The organism is Aeromonas sp. Y293-4 (genome assembly GCF_027705905.1).
Taxonomy (GTDB): domain Bacteria; phylum Pseudomonadota; class Gammaproteobacteria; order Enterobacterales; family Aeromonadaceae; genus Aeromonas; species Aeromonas veronii.
The window spans coordinates 196,601-213,004 of record NZ_JAPDCI010000001.1 but is presented as its reverse complement, the minus strand read 5'-3'; the positions used below and the strand labels follow the sequence as shown (position 1 = coordinate 213,004).

The 16,404-nt window shown below is 48.1% G+C and carries 14 protein-coding genes; 10 read left to right on the top strand and 4 right to left on the bottom strand.

From position 1 onward, the window contains the following. Positions 1 to 83: 83 nt before the first annotated feature. From OKC31_RS00910 to rffA, 10 genes are all read left to right on the top strand, one after another. Entirely contained in the window at positions 84 to 1,055 is a 972-nt protein-coding gene (locus OKC31_RS00910; protein ID WP_270655977.1) for a glycosyltransferase family 2 protein, read from the top strand. Further along, positions 1,052 to 2,212 carry a UDP-galactopyranose mutase gene (glf, locus tag OKC31_RS00905; RefSeq protein ID WP_270655975.1) on the top strand — a complete coding sequence of 387 codons (1,161 nt, stop codon included), beginning with the start codon at positions 1,052 to 1,054 and terminating at the stop codon, positions 2,210 to 2,212. Before OKC31_RS00910 ends, glf begins: the two co-directional genes overlap by 4 nt. A 44-nt stretch (positions 2,213 to 2,256) precedes the next feature. Then, positions 2,257 to 3,621 (top strand): glycosyltransferase family 2 protein, encoded by a 1,365-nt coding sequence (locus OKC31_RS00900; RefSeq protein WP_120413989.1) that lies wholly within the window; start codon positions 2,257 to 2,259, stop codon positions 3,619 to 3,621. Next, complete coding sequence (locus OKC31_RS00895; protein WP_120413990.1) at positions 3,621 to 4,784, top strand: glycosyltransferase; 1,164 nt, start codon at positions 3,621 to 3,623, stop codon at positions 4,782 to 4,784. The genes OKC31_RS00900 and OKC31_RS00895 overlap by 1 nt, the downstream gene beginning before the upstream one ends. A 27-nt stretch (positions 4,785 to 4,811) precedes the next feature. Continuing rightward, on the top strand, positions 4,812 to 6,527 hold the full coding sequence (locus OKC31_RS00890) for an asparagine synthase-related protein (protein ID WP_270655974.1): 1,716 nt from the start codon (positions 4,812 to 4,814) through the stop codon (positions 6,525 to 6,527). After that, positions 6,517 to 7,344: a class I SAM-dependent methyltransferase gene (locus OKC31_RS00885; RefSeq protein ID WP_120413992.1), complete on the top strand. Its 828-nt coding sequence runs from the start codon at positions 6,517 to 6,519 to the stop codon at positions 7,342 to 7,344. Before OKC31_RS00890 ends, OKC31_RS00885 begins: the two co-directional genes overlap by 11 nt. Before the next feature lie 11 nt (positions 7,345 to 7,355). After that, a complete protein-coding gene (locus tag OKC31_RS00880; RefSeq protein ID WP_120413993.1) occupies positions 7,356 to 8,366 on the top strand; it encodes a TDP-N-acetylfucosamine:lipid II N-acetylfucosaminyltransferase in 1,011 nt (336 codons plus the stop codon). Between the two features lie 11 nt (positions 8,367 to 8,377). Continuing rightward, entirely contained in the window at positions 8,378 to 9,157 is a 780-nt protein-coding gene (locus OKC31_RS00875; RefSeq protein WP_080630533.1) for a TylF/MycF/NovP-related O-methyltransferase, read from the top strand. Positions 9,158 to 9,245: 88 nt separating this feature from the next. Next, on the top strand, positions 9,246 to 9,947 hold the full coding sequence (locus OKC31_RS00870; RefSeq protein WP_147402449.1) for a hypothetical protein: 702 nt from the start codon (positions 9,246 to 9,248) through the stop codon (positions 9,945 to 9,947). Positions 9,948 to 10,038: 91 nt separating this feature from the next. Further along, positions 10,039 to 11,172, top strand: coding sequence for a dTDP-4-amino-4,6-dideoxygalactose transaminase (gene rffA, locus OKC31_RS00865; RefSeq protein WP_120413995.1), 1,134 nt, complete (start codon positions 10,039 to 10,041; stop codon positions 11,170 to 11,172). 72 nt (positions 11,173 to 11,244) lie between these two features. Here rffA and asnB read toward each other — a convergent pair whose 3' ends face one another. The 4 genes from asnB to pseB form a co-directional block, all read right to left on the bottom strand. Continuing rightward, the gene (gene asnB / locus OKC31_RS00860; RefSeq protein ID WP_270655972.1) at positions 11,245 to 13,110 is read right to left on the bottom strand and encodes an asparagine synthase (glutamine-hydrolyzing); all 1,866 of its coding nucleotides are present in this window, start codon (positions 13,108 to 13,110) and stop codon (positions 11,245 to 11,247) included. Positions 13,111 to 13,274: 164 nt separating this feature from the next. Further along, positions 13,275 to 14,198 (bottom strand): class I SAM-dependent methyltransferase, encoded by a 924-nt coding sequence (locus OKC31_RS00855; RefSeq protein WP_220702410.1) that lies wholly within the window; start codon positions 14,196 to 14,198, stop codon positions 13,275 to 13,277. Positions 14,199 to 14,219: 21 nt separating this feature from the next. Continuing rightward, on the bottom strand, positions 14,220 to 15,353 hold the full coding sequence (gene pseC / locus OKC31_RS00850; RefSeq protein WP_120413997.1) for a UDP-4-amino-4,6-dideoxy-N-acetyl-beta-L-altrosamine transaminase: 1,134 nt from the start codon (positions 15,351 to 15,353) through the stop codon (positions 14,220 to 14,222). After that, on the bottom strand, positions 15,350 to 16,354 hold the full coding sequence (gene pseB, locus OKC31_RS00845) for a UDP-N-acetylglucosamine 4,6-dehydratase (inverting) (protein ID WP_270655970.1): 1,005 nt from the start codon (positions 16,352 to 16,354) through the stop codon (positions 15,350 to 15,352). Before pseB ends, pseC begins: the two co-directional genes overlap by 4 nt. Positions 16,355 to 16,404 lie beyond the last annotated feature (50 nt).

Below are 16,404 nucleotides of genomic sequence, written 5' to 3'. Positions count from 1 at the left end.
CAGGAAGGGTTGACAGAGACCGTGCGGTAGCCTTGTCCATTTTCTCCAATTCGCTTCTTTTTTACTCTACTTCTGGATTCTCTATGAAAGTCAGCGTACTGGTGCCGGTGTATAACCTCGGGCGCTTTATCGAGCCCTGTCTGCTTAGTTTGCTGGAACAGCAAACCAATTTCGATTTTGAGGTCATTGCCATTGATGACAGCTCGAGCGATGACTCCTGGTCCATCATGCAGCGGCTGGCACGGCAGTGGCCGCAACTCAAGGCACTACAGAACTCGCAGAATATGGGGTTGGCCAAGACCCAGAAACGCTTGCTGAGAGAGGCTAGCGGTGAATACATCGCCTATGCCGACGGGGATGATCTGGCTCTGTCGGGCAAGCTGCAGAGCCAGGCCGATTATCTTGATTCGCACACTAGCTGCACGCTTTGCTACCACGAAGCGGAGATGTTTGATGATGAAACTGGCGCACGGATCAAGCTATTCACCCGCGATTATTACAATGCCCGCTATCTTGAACCCGTGATGACACGGGAGGCATTGATCCGCTTCGGGGTGTTCGTCAATGCAAGTTCCATAATGTTCCGCCGTTATGAAGGGATGGAAAATGCCATCGATGAGGGGTGCAAGATCATCCTCGATTATCCCTGGCACATCTTGAACCTCTCCCACAATCCGGGGACGCTGGATTTTATCCCCGAGCTGCTGGGGCGTTATCGCTTCCATACCCAGAGCTTTGGCGGACAGACCCGCAAATCGGCAGATCGTCGTGAGCAGTCGCTGCGCGATCTGCTGCGCGCCTGTGATAACGCCGCTGCGTTTGGGGCGGATCCTGTGGCCATTGCCCAGGGGCGTGCCCATCACTATTACTCTGCCGCACTCTACTTTCTGCGGCAGGATGACGTTGCCCGCTTCACGCAGCTTATCGAACAGTCAGTTACCGAGGTAGCGAAGCTGGCGCCAGGCTGGTTCTTCGATGAGCGACATCAACTGGCTTGGATGCAGCGAGCTCATCCAGCACGGGTTATGCAACAATTGTTTGGAGAGGCGGCATGAGTTATCAGGCGATCGTCATTGGCGCCGGGCTTTCCGGTGCCGTCATGGCTGAGCGAATGGCCAGCCAGCTTGGTTGGAAGGTGCTGGTGCTGGAACAGCGCGACCATATCGGTGGCAACTGCTTTGACGAGTATGACGAGCATGGTGTGTTGGTCCATCGCTATGGTCCACACCTCTTCCATACCGATAACAAGGAAGTCTGGGATTACTTGTCGCAGTTTACCGAGTGGCTGCCTTATGAGCATCGTGTGTTGTCACGCATCGACGGGCAGCTAGTGCCGATCCCGTTCAACCTGACCAGCATCGAACGTTGCTTTCAGACCGACAAAGCCGCCGCCATGATTGAGGCCCTGCGTACCCGGTTTGGTGATGGTGCCAGAGTGCCTATTCTGGAACTGCGCAAAGAGGCGCATCTCCTGCTGGGTGAATTGGCAGATTTCATCTATCAGAAAGCCTTCGTCAACTACACCAGTAAACAGTGGGGGGTACCGCCCGAGCAGATCTCCCCCGAGGTGACGGCACGAGTGCCCGTGGTGGTGAGTCGGGATGATCGCTACTTCACCGATCCCTGGCAGGCGGTGCCGGCGGAAGGCTATACCGCCATGTTTGAGCGCATGCTCGCACACCCGCTGATTGACGTGCGGCTGTCTACCCCCATGGTGCAGCGTGTCAGATTGGATTGGCAGCAGAAGCAGGTGTTGTTGGATTGCGCGCCTTTCGACGGTCCACTGATCTATACCGGTATGCTGGATCAGTTGATGTCGGCAGAAGGGAATTGTTTGCCATACCGCTCACTGCGTTTTGAACATCGCCATCTGGCGCAAGAGCAATTTCAGCCTGTCACCACCGTCAATTATCCGAATGAAGAAGCCTTCACCCGGATCACCGAGTTCAAGCATTTCAGTGGGCAGGTGCATCCCGGCACCAGCATAGTGTACGAATATCCCTGTGACTATCAGCCGGAGCAGGAGTTGGAGCCTTACTACCCGCTGTTTACCGATGAGGCCAAACAGAACTATCAGGCTTGCCGCGATGAATTGGCCCAGTTCCCGCAACTGATTGCTTTGGGGCGCCTTGCCGAGTATCGCTATTTCGATATGGATGATGCGGTGAGCAATGCATTAAATTTTTTCTATAAAATATGCACGGCATACTAGCTTTTGGTATTTGATAGATAAGTGTTAGCCGGTGAGAAAATAAAATGAAACCAATCTGTGTGGTTATCTGTAATTTTAATAAGCAAAATTATGTGCTCGGGGCGATCGAATCAGTACAAAATACAGCGGGTGAACTGGCGGATATTATTGTTGTAGATAACGCATCAACAGATGACTCTGTAACATTGATCCGTCAATACTATCCTAATATTAGACTTGAAGTATTAAAAGAAAACGTTGGTGGCTCTGGGGGATTTGCTCATGGTATGCGCCAAGCCCAAAAAATGGGGTATCGTTATATTGCGCTACTGGATAATGATGCTGTCGTACTACCAAACACCCTAGTTGGGATGATGGATTTACTGGCTAACCACAACGATATAGGTGTTATCGGACCAGCAATATGTAAAATGGATAATCCGGAGGTGGTACAGGAAGTCGGCTCCAACGTATCTTTAAAGGATGCTACCTTTAGTTTTCACCTTAATTTTGCGGGTGAATCCTATTCCTCGATAGCGATGGAACCGGTGGATTGTGATTATGTGCCCGCTTGTTGTCTGATGACAAAAGCTGAAATCATCGAACGGGTGGGTGTATTTGATGAGGACTTTTTCCTTTATTGGGATGACATTGATTGGTGTGTACGAGTCAAGGATGCTGGTTGGCGTGTAGTCGCACAGCCAAGACTACAGGCTTTGCACAAGGGAGGTGGTGCTAATGCGACTAATACATTACCTCGTTACTACTACTGGCGTAACAAGCTGAGTTTCTTCGCAAAGCATCCTGTTCGCTATCCTCCCCATCAGGTCAAACATTATGTACAGCGCAGCTTGGCACGCAATATCACCTTCCAGCATTTGAATGCTATGGACGAATTGCTTGTTGCCATGCAACGAGGTTTACAAGATGCGGCCACTGGTATCGGTGGGCGTTATCAGGGGGTAGCCTTTCCTGAGCGCGGTAGTGGCAAGCAAAAGTTGCTGCAGGTCATGGTACCACCCGGAGTTTACCTGCTAGATATGAGCGCCGTGGCAAGGTCTGATATGTCCACAGCAAGACAACACAATAGCTTATGTCGTTTTATCGTCAGTTGTGGTCAATTTAATGTAAATAGTCACCGTTTTGTGCTGGCTCCTGCATTGTATGAGACCTTGTCGAAGAGTATCCGGGACTGGCCCGAGTGCGTTAACACTGTGCCTCTGTCTGAGTCGACCACTGCAATTCGTCTGATCGTGGTTCCTCACCTGTTTGATGTTACCTCAACTGAGGTGGCACATGACGAGCTGTTAACCGATCTATTCTGGAATCTGCTACCACAGACTATCGACGGGGTAACGGCATTGCAGATCGCCACTGAATTGGAGTCGGCACGTCAGTCAGTAGATGCATTTTATGCTTCGGAGGCATAATGGCGGGGTATGGATCAATTTTAGCTATCTATAACGTGAATCTTAAAACACGTGGGCACCTGGGCGTTATGCGCAAGGTGCTGGCTCAGGCGCAGGGTTTTAGTCTAAATCACAAACAGGTACATATGATCTGCGGCGATGGCTCGAACATAGTACGCTTGGTGTTCGAGGCGGGGAGCGAAGTCCAGCGTGAAATCATCACGACTGCGGTTGCCCCCGGGGACTTCTTTGTACATGTTGCTGCCTGGGTTGCTGCGCACCAAGCCCAGGCTCGCGCATTCGAGTGGGTATATGTGCGTTACAACCCGATGCATAACGATGAGTTACTGCAATTGGCGCGGCAGTTGCGCGCAGCGGCAGTGCCAATGTTCGTCGAGATGTACACGCTGGAATATCGAAATGAATTGCCGGCACAAGCCGCCAAGGCCGATCTGGGTTATTTCCTGCAGTTGGCGCCCCTGGTGGCCGGATTTTTCACCCCCAGCCAAGTGCTGCCGGGCGAGACGTTGCATGAGCGGCCACTGTACAAGATGGGCAACGGGGCAACCTGGATCGCACCGACTGTGCCGGAGCCGAGGCCTGATATTCACCATGCCTTCCACCTGCTGGGTGTTGGCTATCTGGCGCGTTGGCACGGCTATGATCGACTGTTCCCGGCGATACCCGAATTTGTAAAAGCCTACCCTGAGGTCGATCTGCGGCTGTTTCTGGTCGGCCAGGGGCCCGCTTCGGCACAGTTGGTACAACAGGCCCAGGAATTGGGGGTTGCCGAGTTTGTGACCTTCACTGGTGTGCTGGATCCTGATGCATTGGCAAATCGTTATGCTGGTGTGCATCTTGGTCTTGGGTCATTGGGTTTTCATCGCACCGGCGTCAGCTACGCAGAACCATTAAAGCACCGTGAATTTATGTATTACGGTTTGCCGTTTATCTTCAGCCTGGAGGACAGTTTTAGCCACGAGCAATTATCTGGCACATGGCAACTGGCTGCCGATGATCAGCCTGTTGATCTGGTAGCCATCTATGAAAACTATCTCTCACTGCCGATAGCAGAGACCGCCCGCAATCTGCACCATTACGCCGAGTCACATTTCTCGTGGGGTGTGCAAACCGCCAACATCATGCAGATAGCACAAGAACGATTAAAACACATAACATTTTAATAAATTAACCTGCAACGGCGAATCAATATGCCTGGTCTATTTGGTTATATAAAAAAAACCCCGCAACATTCGGATCTGATATCTCAGATCGTTCGTAAGCAAACCGCGCTTTACCCGGTAGCAATCGAACACGAATATCAGGATGACAACGTAGCTGCTGTACGATGCTTTTCATTTTATGAAAAAAAGACACATCAAGATGAATCTAGGTTGCTGCAGATTTGGGTGGAGGGGTGTGCCTATAATTTGCAAGAGATTGCTCAACATTATCAGCAAATATTTCACGATCTGAATAGTGCCATTATTTGGAGCTATCAACAAAATATGTTAGATGATTTGCTGGCCAGGCTGGATGGCGTGTTTTGTGCGGTGCTGTTTGATCGGCAGCGTAAAAAAATCACCTTGGTCTCTGATCGAAATGGTATGCGCGTACTGTTCTATTATCATCGAAACGGCTATTTTGCCTGGGGAAGTGAAATAAAGGCTTTTTTATCGCTGGATTTTTTTGAAAAAAAAATCAGCCAACAGGCACTCTCCTGTTTTATGGACTTGGGATATCTGGTCGGCGATATTACCTATTTCGACGGCGTGACGCTGCTACCGCCAGCCACAGTGCTGAGTTATGACCTGGATAGCGATCGACTACAAAGCCAACATTACTGGTCGTGGGCAAATATCAAACAACAGAACGTGTCGTTCAATGATGCGGTCGATGCGTTGAGCGAAATTGTTATGCACGCCGTTCAGCGGCGGCTTGATATGGCGGAATCGCTGGTATTTCCCATCAGTGGTGGGCTGGATTCAAGAATGTTACTGGCCGCCACACACCAGATGCATCCTGGATATAAAGGGGCCTGTTATACCTTTGGTACAGATCAATGTGCCGACATTGTGTTGGCGCAGAAGGTAACCGAAATGGTTGGCTGGCCCCATGTGATTCATGAGCTGACGCCGGATAACTGGTTTGAAAAAAGAATACCGACTATCTGGCTAACAGATGGTTTTCTGGATATGCAGCACATGCATGGCTGTGAGTTTGTTGACCAAATTATCCAGCAAGGGCGATATACCCTCAGTGGTTATTGTGGTGATGCGATTCTGGGGCCGAGTTTTTTGCGCGCGGAAACGGCAAATAAGAGAATTACCCCGGAGATTGCCGAGTTGTATTATGGCCAGCACACCTATCTGGCTAACATCGAATCATCTTTTTATGATACCCCGCATGTTGAGCCAAATCTTTTTATGAACCGGGTTCGCCGCTTTACCAATATGGGAACCCTGGCGTCATCCGCCTGGTTGGAGCATAAAAAACCATTTCTTGATAATGAATTGCTGGAGTTTGTCTTCTCGATTAATGATGAGTATCGACTCGGCAATCGGCTGTATTCTGCCGTGCTGCTGGAGCAGTTTCCTAAATTTTACAAATCAATTCCCTGGCAAAAAACAGGCAAGACAATCGACAATAACCCCGGCATGCCCATGCCTGAATGTAAAACTGATCATTATGCCGATTATCCAAGCTGGATCCGGCAGCCAGACATTGCGGAAAAGCTGAACAAAATATTGAATCCGCTGACCGCACTCTATCGACAGTTTACCGATGAGAATTGGCATGCAATGTACTATGTGCCCCATCTAGAGCAGAACTTAAACCGCAGCAATAAATTGCTTAGAGCCGCAACCATAGAACTGTTTTTGCAGTATTGTTTCGAAAAATCAGACGAGGCATACCATGTCAGTTGAAAGCAAACAATTTATAAGCGCGCGCGTGTATGAAGAGTCGTTATTTTATTTCGGATTACAGAATCCAACCTACTTGGATGATGTGATCGAGGCCTGGTCGGATTTTGACCATGATCTTAATGGCCGCTGGCATGAGCTGGAACATTTTGGCGATGCTGATGGCACTATTCTTGATATGGCTGCAGGTGTTGGCTCTTTTGTTTTTCGCGGATTAAAAAGAGGGCATGATGTTTATGGCGTTGAGCCAGAAGCTTGGAAATTAGAGTACATCAATATGCGTATTGCAGAAGACGAAAAATATGCAACATACGCGGATAGAATACAGTATGGCCTGGGTGAAAAGTTGGATTTTTGTGATGAGAAGTTTGATCTCGTTACCACATATCAGACACTTGAACATGTTCAGGATGTCACTGCCTGTCTTGATGAAATGATTCGGGTCACCAAGACGGGAGGCAAAATAATCATTCAGGCTCCTGACTATTTTGGTTTTTTTGAACCGCACTATATATTGCCGCTGTTACCAAAGCTAAACAATTATTGGGCCAAGAAGCTGCTGAGAGCACTTAATCGACCAACTAGTGGCATCGATACCTTGAATTGGATAACTAGTGACAGAGTAGTTAATTATATTAAAGACACATACCCTCACTTGTCGATTGTTAATGTTGGTGAAAGCCGGAAGGCTAAAAAATTAAAATTGCTATCCGAAAAATATCATCTGCCAATCGGGTTGCTGAGCATCATGTTGCAGTTGCAGAGATGGATAAAATCATTTTATCAATGTGAAAACATGTACATTGTTGTTGGCAAATAGATAGAGGCTCTATGATTCTGCATGTCATGGTCATCGAGAAGTTTATGCCATCGTTCCTTGATTTTATGATGGCGAATTTTGATGTGAGTCAGCATCGCTTTGTTTTTATTACCAGCCCCAAGTATCAGTTTGGTTTGCAACCGCACCATCCTGTGGAGTTTTTATACCGAGATGAAGACTTTGTTACCCTGGCTTCCTATTTCGATGCCGCGGACAAAATAATATTACATGGCCTGTGGCGTGATAAAGTGAATGGTCTGTTAGTGCAAAAGAAAGATTGGCTAGACAAATCTTTTTGGACCATGTGGGGGGGGGATTTTTACTATTATGATCAATATTCATATAATCATAAAAAAGTGATCGCTGCGGTCGCAGGTTTAATTTCTTTTATTCCTGGTGATGTTGAATGGGTCAGGAAGAAGTATGAGGCCAGGGGGCAGTCTTTTTCTTGTTTCTGTTATCCAAGTAATATTTACGGCGGACCGGAGTGTGACCCGCGTGGTGAGCGTGCGGAGAGTCCTCAAACTGTAAATATCTTGCTTGGCCATTCCAGCGCGGTAGAAAATGATCATATTTACTGGATTGAATACTTTTCAAATATTGAAAATGCCGCAATTTTTTCGCCGTTAGCTTACCCTCCCAACCCGGATTATATCAATAAAGTCGTTGCCGTCGGTCATGCTAAATTAAATGAACGCTTTAATCCACTGCTTGAGTTTTCGACACGAGAGCATTACGAGTTATTTTTGAACAATATTGATTTGGCGATTATGCCCTCATGGCGTCAGCATGGAATGGGCAATTTGATTTCGCTATTGGGGCGCGGCATTCCGGTGGCGATGCATTCCGAGACGACATCAAGAAAATTCTTGCAAGAGCTGGGTGTCGAACTTTTTTCAACCGATCAAATAGATGTGGCGCTGGCAAATATAGGCTATAACACGCCGAATGCTAAAATCATTCAACGCTATTTTAGCCATACCCAGCTGATTAATGACTGGCGCACTATTTTTAATCGTTAGTAGAGGTGTCTATGCGCAATGATGATAAATTATCGCTGCAATCACGTGATGGTGAGTTGGTTTATACATCCAATGAAAAATCAAACAACACTCAGCAATTGAAAACCTTGGTCCATGAACTATCCCCATTATTTGGTGAGGCGTGGCATCGCCATAATCTGGTCTCGTTACGGGTCGATTCTGTGGCGCGCGTTCTTTATTATGCCGAGTTGTATAAAAAAATAGTCGATGTTCCAGGCGTTATTTGTGAATTTGGTGTGCACTGGGGCGCCGGCATGTCATTGCTGATTAATATGCGCAGCATCTTTGAGCCGTTTAATCAAAGCCGTGTCATTCATGGGTTCGATACGTTCGAAGGGTTTCCATCGGTAGATGTAAAAGATGGTGCCTATGCGAATGCTGGCGATTATAAATCGACTGATGAATATGAAGATAAACTAGCACAGCTGTTAAAACTGCATGAAAGCTTTGCACCGATGAATGATCTGGTAAAACATCGGCTGATTAAGGGTGATGCCTCGGTGACCATTGATAAATGGTTGGCAGATAACCCGCATGCCATTATTTCCATGGCCATTTTCGATATGGATCTTTATAAGCCGACTAGAGATGTATTGGAAAAAATTATTCCTCGTCTCACACGTGGTTCATTACTGGTCTTTGATGAATTGAATTGCGAGTTTTTCCCTGGCGAAACACGCGCATTGGACGAAGTATTAGGACTCAATAATTTGCGCTTGTATAGAACGCCTCTGCAATCCCATTGTGCTTGGGCCGTCTATGGGGAATAAGTCGCCAGCGATGGGGTCGCAGTGCTTTATTATGCCGGGTCAGCCGTCGCACTTTATTGAAGTGAGACCTACTCCCTGGAATGATGCCGTGTTGGCTAAAAAAACATGTGAAATAGTGGACGGTTGCCCGGACTGTTCTGGCTTTAATGCTTTGCTACCTTCAGCTATCGACTTCATAAAGCAAGCAGGTTTTGAATATGTGCAGGCCAGAGTGGAGCATGTACGAGAAAAGCGCCACCTGCTTGAGCTCGCCGGTTTTTATTATGCAGAGCTAAGCTACGAATTATCTTTTCGTAATCCAAAGCGTCATTTATTTGCACGTGATCTAAGCAGCCGTTTGCTCCTTGTGCCAGTGCAATCACAGCAAGATATTGCACTTATCAAAACCATGGCGCGCGATGATTTCAAACACGGCAGAATGCTTGAAGACTTGCGCGTTGATTATACGGCTGCTCAGCAGCGGACGGCGAACTGGATCGATGCATTAGCCTGCTCGCCATTCGAACTTTTCTTGGCTAAACATGGCGATAAAGCGGTGGGCTTTCATGCTCAGCGGCCATCGCTGAATGGTCATGATCTCGATTGGATATTGACGGGCACCTGTGCAGAATATTCGATGCTATCGGTTCCACTGTGGCAGGCGGCCTTTAAATTGGCCCAGCACAGAGATATCCAGAAAATAACCACCCTGATCTCGGCTGCGAATGTTGGTGTTTTGAATTTATACAACTCATTTCCATTTCATATTGATAGGGCATTGTGCGGTTATCACTTAATGATCACGGATTAGATATTATTATTGATGTCTATCGAGGTTATTTTGGCGTTTGCTTGCTAGGCTTGTGATAGCGGCAGAAATGCATCATCAAAGGCAGGTCACTATGATTCCTTTTAATAAGCCTTATCTACATGGTCGGGAGCTGGTCTATATTGCCGAGTCGGTGGCCAGTGGTAAAATTTCCGGCGATGGTGTGTTTACGCACAAATGTCACCATTATCTGGAGTCACGCTATCACTTTGATAAGGTGTTGCTGACGACATCCTGTACCGATGCCTTGGAAATGGCAGCTATTCTGCTCAACATCCAGCCTGGCGATGAGGTGATAGCGCCCAGCTATACCTTTGTTTCTACTGTGAATGCATTTGTCCTGCGCGGTGCCAATATCGTGTTTGCTGATTCTTATGCCGATCACCCAAATATTGATCCGGCGCAAATTGAAACCCTTATTACTCCGCGCACACGAGCCATCATAGTCGTGCATTATGCAGGAGTGGCATGTGATATGGATGCCATCATGCAGATCGCCGAAAAATATAATATTCCCGTAGTTGAAGATGCGGCACAAGCCATCAATTCATTTTATAAATCACGGCCATTAGGCAGTGTCGGCTGTTTATCAACATTCTCGTTCCACGAGACCAAGAACATTATTTCCGGCGAAGGTGGCTTGTTGGTTATCAACGATAAACAATATGCACATCGCGCTGAAATAATCCGCGAGAAAGGAACAAACCGCAGTTCATTCTTTCGTGGCGAGGTTGATAAGTACGGCTGGGTTGATATTGGCTCTTCGTTCCTGCCGTCCGATATTATAGCAGCTTACTTGTATGCACAATTAGAGCAGTTGGATGTGATTCAAAAACGCCGCTTGGAAATATGGCAGCGCTATTGGCAGGCGCTGACACCTGTGGTCGCTGCATACGGTATCAGATTGCCATTGATTCCTGCTTATGCCACCAATAATGCCCATATGTTTTATCTGGATTGTGCCAGCCTGCAACAGCGCAGCCAGTTAATTAAATATTTGGACCTCGCGGAAATTAAAGCAGTTTTTCATTATCAATCTTTACACTGCAGTCCCTATTTTCAAGATAAACACGACGGCCGGTCGTTACCGCATGCCGATAACTTCACTGATTCAATTGTGCGACTACCCATGTATTTTGACTTATCGAATGATGAGGTTGATTTCATCTGCGAACGCATTGTGAATTTCCTGTCGAGCCATGGCTAGCATGTTAATACACTCAGGCTGGTTATCACGGCTAAACACAATCAGTTAAACCGTGATAACTACGTCATATGTCTACTCTATATGGATATTGCGATAATCTTCATGCCGAATAAAGATCCGCCCATAGACCTCAAGAGCCAGTATTCTGAATTTCAAATAGGGATTGGCGCTATAGAACTCTTTGAGCATGCGCAGTGACATGCCGGTGAACTCCATGACATAGCCATTTTCAAAAATTCGTTCGATGGGCTGCACATATTCTTGCATCGGTACCGGGAAGCCGGCCTTAGGTCGGTAAATTACCTTCTCTGGCAGATAGCGCTCAGCCAGTTTCTTTAACAGGTATTTGCCGTCCTTGCGGATACGTCGATTTATTTTCAGGTTGAGTGGTAAATTCATTGAAAAATCGATGATCTCTTTCGTTAAAAACGGCACGCGCCCTTCAATCGAGTTAGCCATCAATATTCTATCTGTGCGGTGTAATATACTGCCGAGATGGCCATAAAAATTAAAATGGATCGCACTCAACATATGCTTTTCGAACGCAGTGGTTGCCAATGTGTCGAACTGTTCCTGTATTGCTGATAGCCGCTTCCAATTAGCAAAGTCCTGGCTCTCGAATAAGAATGATCGCATCATCAGATCATTCGACATATCAAAATATCCCAAGCCAAGCGGCATGTAATTAGCTATGTCCTCTACCGTGAACTGTTCGAAACCATTGCGCAATGTTTTCGCGTAATCACCTGAAAGCCGCGTTAGCAGCGATTTTTTGCTAGCAAATATTCTGGCCAGTCGATATTGCTTCATCTGGCGTTGATGCCACGAATAACCGCCAAATAATTCATCTGCGCCTTCACCCGATAACATGACCTTTATGCCATTGCAGTGAGCTTTGCTGGCTATGCAGTGCAGGCTGACATCGTTGGGATGATAAATGGGTAAATCAGAAATATAGGTTAGGTATGGAAAAGCAGACCAATATTTTTCGGCCGTCATTTTTTCGTAAATAATATTCTTGCCCAGATGTTTGGATACCATCTCGGCATATTCTTCTTCCCCGCCGCCGCCATCCACGCCGGCATGATAGAGGTCGAGTGGCACCGCTTGGGATGCAATGGCGGAGATCAGGCTAGAGTCCACTCCGCCGCTACAGAGGGTAGCCAGCGGCGCATCGCTGACCAGATGGGACTTCACATTGTTGACCACCAGCATTTCCAGCTCATCCACAAGGCTGGAAAGGGATTGCGTTTTGCGCCGTTGAAAGACACTGTTATCGATAAAAAATAATGTATTGGCAAAGGTACTTAATTGAGACTTGGCTTGGTGGCGCGAATAAGTGAGCTGGGTACCGCCCTCGAGGATCGTGACATTCTGATACGGCAGGTTGCTATCTTGAAACGCTCCTACCCGGATTTGATCCTTTAATTTTTCCCGCGAGATTACATAATCAAGGCTTTTGATTTCGGAAGCAATTTCGATGGCATCGTCGGTTTCGATATAATACAGCGGTTTAATTCCACTGATATCGCGAGCGACAATCAGTTCTTGCGTTACAAAATTCATATATGCAAACGCAAACATACCATCCAGTTTGGCAATCGCGCTGGTTCCCATTCTATTTAGCAGCTCAAACAACACCTCGGTATCAGAGGTGGTTTGCAATTCGATATCTGTAAGATATTGTGTGGCTAATTCCCTGTAATTATAAATTTCGCCATTAAAAACCAGCATGGCGCGGTCATTTTTATAGGGTTGTGCCGCGGCGTTACGTGTATCGAGGATGGCGAGTCTGGTGTGTCCCATTACGACATTTTTTCGATAGACGACTTGCTGGCAATCCGGGCCTCGGTGCTTTAATAACGTCGTTTTATCTTCATAACGCGTATTTGGCTGAACATCTTCTGATTTATAGAGTTTGCAGTAAATTCCACACATATGATTTCCGCCTGATTCCGTTACGTCTGCTTTTTAAAAAGCATCCCTGAAATACCCTTGGCTGTGGTTCGTAGGCTCGCACGATCCTGTGAGGTTATCGAGCCTGATGCGTTCAACAATCACTAAACGACACGTCAGGCAGAATACGACTGCCCGGACAGGTATTATTGTGCTAATCCGTCATCGTTATTCTTAATCAATGCAAAACTCAGGCACTCAGCGATATCCATCGTCAAATAAAGCACTCGGTAGTTATATTCCACGCAAAACTCATGCACCGCTTCGATGACGCCATAGCGATATTGAGTGCGCCAATTGCCCTGCATATAGTCATGTCCGGCAATAATGCCGGTTGATTTTACTTTTCTGGCACAGGCTCGGAGCTCATCTCGGGTTAATTCATAACTGTGGGTGGTATCGATATATACCCAATCGAAGGTCTGATCCGGGAAACTCTCCAGTGCCTCCAGCGAAGGTTTGCGGTGAATGGTCACCTCTCCGCGCTGTCGTTGCTGCTGAAAATGGTTGTTCACACTCAGGTACAACTCTTCGCCGTAGCGATCCGAATCCCATATGTCCACCAGATGTAGCTGCGCCGGAGCACAGATATCCATGATCTGGCGACTAAAATCACCCGCCGCCACGCCCAGTTCGGCTACGACGCCCTGGGTGGGTAACTTCTCGAGCAGAGCCAATCGATTGGTCAACAAGGTTGTGCCCTCGATATGCTGCTGCAGCAGGGGGATCTTCGGCAGCATATCCTCGCGTTTGGAACGCTCTGCTTGCAGGGCATTCTCATATTCGCGACTGGTCTGCAGTATCTCGTCACACTCTACGACGGGGGTGCCCGGCTCGATTCCATAACTTACCAGCGTCTGGTTGATCTCGCTGACAAAAGAGCTGGCGATCAAGATTTTGTCGAATTGGACGCCTGAAAGCTGACTGGGGTGATATACCGGCTTGTTCATCCAGTGCGAGCCCTGTTTGGCCGGATCACTGTCAACAAAGCCCTGCAGCGTATGGTTCAATGCCAATGCCGGTAAGAAATGAAGTGCTTGGGTCGAAGTCCCGTAGATCAGAATTTGCATAAGGCGCTCCGCGGATCGAGATCAGATCATTGACAACAAATGGGCGTGAATGAGGTCTTGCTGGGCAGAGCTCAAGCTTGGAAAAAGCGGCAAGGTGATGGCACTGGCATAGAACTGTTCAGCCTGCGGCAATGATGTTTGCTGTTTGTGCTGATACCAAGACTGCTTGTAGATTGGCATATAGTGCACGTTGGCCCCAATCCCATGATCGCGTAGTAGCTGGAATAGGTTAAAGCGTTGTTCGGGTGCCACATGATGTACATACAGGTGAAATGCGCTGCGTCGTTCTTCGCCGAAGTAACGGCGCAGACGCTCAGGAGACAAAGTTTCAAAGTAACGACGGGCAATCTCGCCTCGCTTGGCGATCCAGCTTTCCAGATTCTGCATTTGGCTCAATCCCAGTGCTGCCTGAATATCCGTCATGCGGTAGTTGAAGCCCAGCATCTGCTGCTCGTAGTACCAGGGGCCGTCCGGTTCATTGATGAAGTCTTCCGGTTCGCGGGTGATGCCGTGGCTGCGTAGCATGCGCATGGTTTTGGCGAGCGCAGGGTCGTTGGTCATCGCCATGCCACCCTCGCCGGTGGTGATGATCTTCACCGGGTGGAAGCTGAAGATGGTGATGTCGCTATAGCGGCCATTGCCGGTAGACTCACCATGATAACGGGCACCGAGGGCGTGGCAGGCATCCTCGATGATCCGGAAACCGTACTCTTGCCCCAGGCGGTGGATCTCCTGCATGTCGCAGGGGAGGCCGGCGAAGTGTACCGGTATTACTACTTTGGGTAGTTTTCCTTCCGCCTGGGCGGCAATCAGTTTCCTCTCCAGCTCCACTGCGCACATGTTCCCTGTATCGGGCTCAATGTCGACGAAGTCGACTTGTGCACCGCAATAGAGAGCACAGTTGGCGGATGCAACGAAGCTGATGGGCGATGTCCAGACCCAATCCCCGTGGCCGACGCCCAGCGCCATACAGGCGATATGGAGTGCAGCAGTACCTGAATTGACCGCCACCCCGAATTTAGCTCCACAGTAGTCGGCAACCGCTTGCTCGAAGCGTGGAACGACCGGCCCTTGGGTCAGGAAGTCGGACTTGAGAACTTCCACGACAGCATCGATATCTGCCTGGCTGATAGATTGACGGCCGTAGGGGATCATTCTGCTATCTTGCTCTGGTTCATCTTCTGCAGCTGTTCAATGGAGAAAAAGTCAGGGTTGCTTCGAGAGTTGTATTCAAATCCCTGCTCGACCATCTTTCCTTTTTCGCCCGCAGCTGTCTTGGAGAAGTCGTTGTTGCGATTATTGAAGTTGATTGTTGGGCCGATCACGAAGAAGTCATCAAATTCAAAGGTGTGGTAAGAGTCATCGGCAGGACACATCACTTCGTGAAGCTTTTCTCCAGGGCGGATACCGATGATCTTGTGTGGCAGGCTTGGAGCCATGGCACTTGCCAAATCGGTGATGCGAACAGATGGCAATTTGGGAACGTATATCTCCCCCCCTTTCATGCGGCCAAAATTGTCCAGCACGAAATCCACCCCTTGCTGTAAGGTGATCCAGAATCTCGTCATCTCCTCATGGGTAATGGGCAAGGCATCAATACCCTGATCAATCAGCTTTTGGAAGAAGGGGACGACAGAGCCGCGAGAACCGACCACGTTGCCGTAGCGGACTACGGCAAAACGGGTGGGATCTTGCCCCGCGATGTTGTTTGCTGCCACGAAGAGCTTGTCTGATGCCAGTTTGGTGGCACCGTAGAGATTGATTGGATTGGCGGCTTTGTCAGTGGAGAGGGCAATAACTTTTTTGACTTGATTGAGCAAAGCGGCCTGGATGACGTTCTCTGCACCATGGATATTGGTTTTAATACACTCCATGGGGTTGTATTCAGCGGCGGGCACTTGCTTGAGTGCGGCAGCATGAACCACGTAATCCACTCCACGCATTGCCATGGTGAGGCGGTTGGCGTCTCTGATATCCCCAATGAAATAACGCATGCAGGGGTCGTTGAACTCTTGCTGCATCTCGAACTGCTTCAGCTCGTCGCGAGAATAGATGATAAGGCGTTTGGGTTTATAACGTTCCAGTACTGTCTTGACCAATCGCTGGCCAAACGAGCCAGTGCCACCTGTGATCAGTAGCGTTTTATCGTTGAACATTGTGGGCATCTCGTCTCAAAAACAGTAGATGAATCATATGCTAGCAAATA